The sequence below is a fragment of the Deltaproteobacteria bacterium genome (assembly GCA_011773515.1).
Lineage (GTDB): Bacteria > Desulfobacterota > Deferrimicrobia > J040 > J040 > WVXK01.
Genome location: WVXK01000086.1, coordinates 1 through 6,438 on the forward strand (window position 1 = coordinate 1; position 6,438 = coordinate 6,438).

Here is a 6,438-nt window from a genome sequence, read left to right on the forward strand (position 1 = left end):
CCACCTTTAATCGCCGAGATTATCGATGATTGCAACTGTTGCGAGAGTCTGGAATATGATCTGCGTTATGTCCTTGATCAGCGGTCGCCAGGGGACCGGGAACTTAGTTTCCGTGGGGACGATCACGGTATCACCGGGGTAAATGTTTTCCAGATAGAGTCCCCCGGCGGCAAACCGGTTCCTATCACTATCCCAGTGAATCATATCGATAAATTCATTCGATTCGTTGGAAACGACGGTGCCGTCCGCCCTGATGATATACATTCCCTTCCTGTCGGCATTCCTCGTGATACCCCCCACCTCGTTCAGGTAATCCCCCAGTCTATTTTCAGATTTGTACGTAAGCCCTACCTGGTTGAACACATCACCCATCATGAGCACGTATGATGGAACGGGCGGGATAAAGAGCTCATCGCCGTCTTCGAGCACGATATCCCTGTCAGTTCCCCGATACCTGTTGATATCCCTCTCGATTTCAACGACAACCCGGCCGACCACGAGCTCCATCTTTTCCTTCATCCCGCTGATAAGCGACCTTCTGCTCTCGAGGACCTGCCTTCGTATCGCCACTTCCGATGTCTCGGCAACGGCAACCGATGCGGCTTCTTCTTTCAGCAGGCTCGACTCGAGCTCCGAAATCAAGACCTTCAGCCGCTTTCTCTGTAAATCTTCCACGCTTTTTCTCAGCAACACCACTCCCCTCGGATAAGCAAACTCGGTCATGCCGCTTGCCCTCTGGATCAGGTCTGAAAGCCTCTCTCCCCGCTTGATAGGATAGGACCCCGGGCTGCCAACCTCTCCCTTGATGTCGGCTTTCCATACGAGCTGCTCGAAGGACCCGATACTTTTCACCACGATCTGGTCGAACGGCTTTAGTTCGCTATTTTCTGCGGAATCTCCCTGAAGAGATTTCGACAGGTCAACCTTCCTGTTGAACTTGATGGTATACTTTCCATCCTTGAGCTCATACCTCCAGAGCTCCGCCTCGTCCAGCCGCGCCGCCCGGGAAAGCCCCCCGCTTATCCGTATGATGTCCCGGATGGTCATGCCCCTTACCCACCGGTAGCGGCCCGGATTTTCCACCTCCCCTTCCACTCTCACAAAGGGCTTCTTCTTCAGGTCCCAGATGGAGAAGAGGGTGATGATGTCCCCCCGCATGAGTTCCCTGTCGTGCTCCGGGTTTCCCTTCAGCGCCTCACGGGGATTGAACGATATGGACTCGGGCAAATAATCGGGGGGCAGCCTCCTGATTATCTCCCCGTACTCGAAAAGCCCCTCGGGCAGGAAGTTATCTTCGCTCCCCAGAACCTCCTTTACCCGCATGCCCTCCCGCCACTGGAAGAGCCCCGGGTTTTTCAGGTGCCCTTTCAGTTCGACAAATTCCCGCAATTCATCCGCCAGCGGGGAGACCGTCAACACATCGCCGTTTTGCATCACGAACCCGGATAGATCCTGCTTCACCTCCCTGATGACCTTTTTCCCTTCTGAAAGGTTCGTGGTGAGGGTCATGCTGAAAACGTTCGCGCCGGGCAGGACGCCCCCGGCAAATGAGAAAAGATCCTCTATGGTCTCTCCCTCCCTGAACTCAAATATTCCCGGCCTCTTGACCATACCCCAGGCCGCAGCGGTATCCCCAATGGAAGGGACCACGACCACGTCTCTGTCTTTCAGTAAAATATCACCGCCCCGCTCGCCTTTAAGCAGGAGGTCATAGATATCGAGATCGGCAATTTTCTCATTATTCCTCTTCACGAATATGGTTCGCAGGCTCCCGGTCTTTTTCACGCCCTCGGCAAGAAACAGGGCATCCATAACGGTGCTGAAGCCGTTCACCATAACCGTACCGGGCTTCTTTACCTCCCCGACGACAAAAATGGGAAATCTGCGGACTCTCCGCAAACTGAGGGAAACCTCCACGTCTTTTATATATTTGACCATCTCCGCCTTGAGGTATTTCTCGGCTTCCATTATCGTCTTGCCCCAGAGGTACACCGTTCCCACCGGCGGATAGTAGACCTTTCCCTCGTTGTCGATCGGGAGAACATAAAGTGGCAGAAATGCGCTGCCTCCCTCCTTTGTGCTCTTGGAAAGATAGATGTTTACCCCCTCACCGGACAGAAAGATCTGAATTTCATCCCCCGGACCCAGAACGTAGCTCTTGTCGAATCCGGCAGGGGGCATCTGCGGTAACATGTCCTGGAGTCTCTTCGCTTCCAATATTTTTTCCACGTCCTCTTCGGTCAGATCCTCTTTTTTCAGATCTAGCGCAAGATCCTCCCTGGATATTTCTTTTTTGTCTTTTTCGGGAGGCGCAAATATTTCGTATCCGAACTGCTCGAGGATCTGCTTTTCCTCGGATATTCGCCCCAGATAGAGCAGCTCCAACCTCGAAAACTCTTTTCCCGCCTCGATTTTCGGCATCTCGACGGACCGGGTGTAGGGTTCGGGAACCGTCTCCTCTATCTCCTCTTTCTCCTTGAGCTCCACCTTCTCCTCCACACCGATATCCTCTTCCGCAACTTCCCCGCCCTTTTCAGCTATACCCGCTCCCTCCTGCATCGTACCGGGTGTTTTCTGCTGGGCTCCCGTTTGCCCCCCTACGATATTTCTCAAAGGGTCTATCCCCTGTTGCTCCTGACAGACAGCTGTTCCGCCAAAAAGTACCAGGGAAAACACGACGATACTGAATATTGCAAGTGCTCTCCTCTTCATTTAGAAAAACCTCTTGACGCTGATGATGCCAACATAGTTATCCTCCCTCTTTCCCGGGGCAAACCCGGGGTTTTTCACCTGCTCCCACCCCCCTGTAAGCTCTGCAAGGTAAGGATAAAACCGAAGTCGTATCTTGCCCTGGTACTGATAGTGGGTTTCCAATACCGGGAGATTAAACCCCCGCTTTTCTATATCGAAGCTCCCTGTAACCCCTATATTATCCGAAAACTCACGGTGTAACTCAATAAAGAGATCCTCGGCGTCACCGCCGGCATGATGACCGAGAACTCTTTCCTTAAATGTGTAGCCTGAGGTGTACACACCATGTCTATACCAAACACCGGGACGCTTCGATTCAAAAAACTCCGATCTGACCGAAAAACCGAGCACATCCGCCATATACACGCCGATGATGTGCGCCCTCTTATACGGGTACGGGATATCAGAGTGCACGTCCTCTCCGGCCCATTCGAAATACAGGTCCGTTTTTAATTTTTTCAGGTTTATTCTGATATCCAGACCCGCTATCTGGTTGCTTGTATTATCCTCAAATTTCTCAGAGTCACTTCTGCCAATGAAAATTATCTCCAGGGCATCCCCGAAATCGAGCGAGGGCCTTCCCGACCCTCCGAAAATCGCGGTCCGGTAAAAACCGAACTCCATCCAGGGGCGGGGTTTGAAAGTCAACCTCATTCCCGAGATGTAGGGCCGCTCGAAATCCCTGTCTTTCTCGAGCCAGCCAAAAAATACGTTAAATTTCAAAAGCCCGAAAAGGGGGATAAGGATCGGACGGCCATTTTTCACTTCAACAGCGAGCAAAGGCTCTGCATTATTTGAGAGAAGGAGCGACCCGTGCCTCCCCTGGCCCCACCATTTGCTGTCCTGGCCAAACTGTATTTGAACCTTTGAGCCAAATTTTCCATAGCCCTTTTGAAAGGTAAAATTGGTATTTCCTGAAGAAACCTCCCGGAATGTGAGGAAGGGTTTGAAGAAGAATGAGAATAGCTTTATCCGGCCATCCATCGTCACATAGGCCACACCATTATTTTGTCTGTAATCTACTCCTTCCATGTTATAGGTGAATGCTCTCTGAATTGCGTCAGTGGTTTGACCAAAATTAGGATGTCTCGACGGCTTCTGATCGAGATAGAGATAGTGGCCCCCCGCTTCCCGCACGGGCTTGAAGTAGACCGTGTCATTCCCCGTCTTCAGGTCGTCTATGTCTTCGGAAAACTCCTCCTCCATTCTTTTCAGGATCCTCTCCTGCCGTTTCGAAAGCGACCCTTCGATCCCGGCCTTTATCCTCGCTTCGACGACCAGCCTGGCTACCTCTTCCCGCGAGAGCGGCAGCGTCCCGATCATGGCCGTGTCGAGCAGCCCGACGGCGGAGAGGAACTCGATGTCCTCGTACACGGGCGAGCCGACTTCCACATTGACCGTCGAGGCCACGGCAACATCAGGAGACCAGGCCCATGGAGAAAGGACCAGGAGAATGCCCGTTAACAGGGCAATGGAGAAACTTCCCGCCCTCATCGAAACTTTTCCCCCTCCCATCATCAAAATCCCGGCAGACGCGCACCATGGCAAAGCTCGACTTTGCAAAATTACCATAAATGCTTGATTTTTGCAAGTTTTCAGGGCTGATGCCGGGGAGAGGCCGGGAAAAAAACCGTCCGCCACCCACCGTGCGGAAATGGCTGAAACTCCCTTATTTCAGGCACCTTGCATCGATTGCCCGGGGGTAGCCCGGTCTCTTAGCTCTTTCTCCTTCTTCCGGCTGCCCAGTAAAGCGCCGCGAACAGCACGAGCACGTATGCGGGGATAAAACCGTCCCCGTCGATTCCGCCCTGACCGCTCACCCCGCAGCCGCTCACCACGTCGAAGCGCTGAATCGATCTCTTTTCCTGTATCTTCAGGACGAAGGCGTCGCGGTTTCCCTGCGTCTCGCCCTGGAAGGCGTTATCGTTGAACTCGTCTGCGAGAAAGTCGTTCGAGTCGGTGTGCCCGGCGACGTAGACGTTGCTCGATTCGTCGAAAGCCACCCCACGGCCCCAGTCCGCGCCGCTCCCTCCCAGGTACGTGGCATACTCCAGTTCCGACCCGGAGGTTTTCACCTTGGCCACGAAGGCGTCGTCGGAACCGTTGATTTCCCCCTGGATCGGGTCCGGGACGGGAAAATCGGTGGAGGCGGTCCTTCCCGTTACGTAGGCGATCCCGTTCGAGGTCACGGCCAGTGCCGAACCGGTGTCGAAGCCGGCTCCCCCCAGGAACGTCGAGTAGACCAGGGCCGACCCGGAAGGGTTGAGCTTGGTCACGAAGGCATCGAAACCGCCGCCCCTATCCCCCTGGAAAGGGTTTTGAAGGGGAAAGTCGGAGGACGTTGTTTCCCCGGTTACGTAGGCGTTACCGGAGAAATCAACCCCGACGGCGGACCCCCTGTCATCGGCATCTCCCCCTAGGTAGGTGGAGTAGATCAGTGAGAGGGGTCCGTCGGTCTCCGTGTCCACCTTCGCCACGAATGCCTCGCCGAACCCTCCGGGGCTTCCCTGAAAGGCCCCCTGGGGGCCCTTCGTGGGAAAGTCGTCAGAGCGGGTCAGGCCGGTTATGTAGGCATTCCCCGATGCGTCGAGGGCGATGCCGAAGCCGGCATCGTTCCCCTTCCCTCCCAGGTAGCTCGAATAGAGAGGGACCGAGCCGGTGGGGTCGAGCTTCGTCACGAAGGCGTCCGAGACCGCACCCGAATCGTCGCACAGGCCGTCGGTCCCGCAGAGGCGGTCGAAGGCGTTCGCGATCGGGGGAGTGGGAAAATTGGCGGAAAAGGTCCTGCCCGTAACGTAGGCGCTCCCGGCGCTGCCGACGGCAAGACCCAGGGCCTCGTCGTCCTGCCGTCCCCCCAGGAGCGTCGAGTAGACCAGGTCGGTACCGAGAGGGTTCAGCTTCGCCACGAAGGCGTCCTTCTTGCCCCCCAGAATATCCTGGAAGGGCCCGGACAGGGGGAAATCCGAGGAGTCAGTGGCCCCGGCAACGAAGACGTTCCCCAGGCTGCCGATGGCGATTCCCGATGCGCTGTCGTCCCCGTCCCCCCCGATGTAGGTGGAGAAGATCACGGAAGAGCGTTGCGTTGAACTTGGTCACGAATGCGTCCGTGCGGACGCCAAGACCGTCGCACTGCCCGTCGGTCCCGCAATCGGGGTCGAAGGCCCCGATGGTGGTGGGAAAGTCATCGGAAAAGGTCCTGCCCGCAACGACGGCATTTCCCACGTTATCGAGGGCGAGGGCGAGGGCCTCGTCGAGCCGCGTACCCCCCAGGTAGGTTACGAAGCTGATCTCCGGGTCGATCACCAGTTCCCTCGTTTCGTCGTACCCGGAGGCCACGAAACCGAACCTGTCGACCCCCACCTTTCGAAATCCGCCGGCAACGGGCTTTCTTTTCCCCCCCGCAACCTGGTAGATCCGGGGGGACCGATGGATTATCTTTCCGGCATCCGTTACGATCACGACGTTTCCGTCCCCGTCGATGCGCGCGTCCCCGGCCCCGGAGAACCTGAAAACGATGTTCCCGGGACCTGTCCCCGGAAGCAGCGTAAAATCGTACTCCATCCCGTTTTCCGTCCCGTACAGCTCGAGGCTCACCCCCCGGTATATCTCACCGAAGCTAACCCTCGAAAAGCGGGGGACCCCGGTGAGCCACTTCGCGGGGTCGTTCCCGATCAGGTAGTTGCTCTT

General features: G+C 55.9%; 4 protein-coding genes. All 4 read right to left on the reverse strand.

The genetic code is table 11. The features are described 5' to 3' along the window. Window positions 1-6: 6 nt before the first annotated feature. On the reverse strand, window positions 7-2,712 hold the full coding sequence (locus tag GTN70_09455) for a hypothetical protein (protein ID NIO17209.1): 2,706 nt from the start codon (window positions 2,710-2,712) through the stop codon (window positions 7-9). Further along, the gene (locus GTN70_09460; GenBank protein NIO17210.1) at window positions 2,713-4,245 is read right to left on the reverse strand and encodes a hypothetical protein; all 1,533 of its coding nucleotides are present in this window, start codon (window positions 4,243-4,245) and stop codon (window positions 2,713-2,715) included. A 221-nt stretch (window positions 4,246-4,466) separates the two neighbouring features. Beyond that, complete coding sequence (locus tag GTN70_09465) at window positions 4,467-5,819, reverse strand: hypothetical protein (protein ID NIO17211.1); 1,353 nt, start codon at window positions 5,817-5,819, stop codon at window positions 4,467-4,469. Then, on the reverse strand, window positions 5,722-6,438 hold a 717-nt coding region (locus tag GTN70_09470; GenBank protein ID NIO17212.1), incomplete at its 5' end, for a hypothetical protein. The genes GTN70_09470 and GTN70_09465, both read right to left, overlap by 98 nt.